The 1,174-nt window shown below is 60.8% G+C and carries 1 protein-coding gene; it reads left to right on the top strand.

Annotation, left to right across the window (positions count from 1 at the left end; translation table 11 throughout):
- Nucleotides 1-533: 533 nt before the first annotated feature.
- A partial coding sequence (locus ACIOKD_RS42040; RefSeq protein ID WP_402093765.1) for a reverse transcriptase/maturase family protein occupies nucleotides 534-1,174 on the top strand: 641 nt, incomplete at its 3' end.

Here is a 1,174-nt window from a genome sequence, read left to right as displayed (position 1 = left end):
GAGTGCGCCATGGAAGCGCCTTGATGTATTCCCGGCTGAGCTGGGAGGAATTCGGAGAGTATTCCTGGGCTGAATGACTTACCTGGAGCCGAAAGGCGAAGGGGACCGTAGCATGTCAGGAAAGCGGCGGCCGGGTCCAGGTATCAGGGACGGTGCGCCGCGAGGCCCGCGCGATACGGCGAAAGCTGGATTGCCTGAACCCCAATCTCCAGTCGGTTAAAACACGGACCCGTCGGCACGATACCTGGAGCCGACGCCGTTTCCTGCATCGGCCATTTCTGCCAGCCGAAGCAACTCCGGGAGGCGGGGCGATTCCCAGCGAGGGAATGCAAGGAGATGAGTGGGGCGCCTAAGTCGCGCTAGATACGTACATCAAGACGAACCATGGGATCACCTAAAGGGCGCGAGCCCCATGGTGACGGAGTGCCCGTAGTAGTCGCAGGAGTAACGACCTGTCTGGGAGGGCGGGAAAGCCGTCCACAGGGCCAAGGGGCACAGGTGATACGGATCGACAGGACCGGGAGGTATGCGTAATGCAGAGCGCCGAAGCGGTACTTGACATCCTTCGTGAACGAGGTAGGCGTAACCTGCCGTGCAACAAGCTCTATCGACAGATGTTCAACCCGCAGTTGTATCTACTGGCCCATGGCCGCATCTACTCCAACAAGGGGGCGATGACGCCAGGGGTCTCAGGGGAAACCGCAGACGGCATGTCGCTGGAAAAGATCGGACGCATCATCGATGCGTTACGCCACGAGCGATTCCGATTCCAGCCGGTCAAGCGTGTCTTCATCCCGAAGAAGAACGGGAAAAGGAGACCGCTGGGCGTGCCGCCATGGAGGGACAAGCTGGTGGGCGAGGTGATGCGCCTCCTCCTGGAGGCCTACTTCGAACCCGGCTTCTCCGGCCATTCACACGGTTTCCGTCCCCGAAGAGGCTGTCACACCGCGTTGAGCGAGGTGGCGCATACCTGGACCGGGACGACATGGTTCATCGAGGGTGATATCGCCAAGTGTTTCGACTCGCTTGACCATCAAGTGATGCTCGACATCCTGGGCGAGAAAATCCACGACAACCGGTTCCTGCGGCTCGTGCGCAACATGCTCCGAGCCGGATACTTGGAAGACTGGACCTGGAACGCGACGCTCAGCGGCGCGCCGCAAGGCGGGGTCCT

The organism is Streptomyces sp. NPDC087844, assembly GCF_044742785.1.
Lineage (GTDB): Bacteria > Actinomycetota > Actinomycetes > Streptomycetales > Streptomycetaceae > Streptomyces.
Note: the sequence above shows the minus strand (reverse complement) of the source record. Positions and strands in the feature narration are given on the sequence as shown.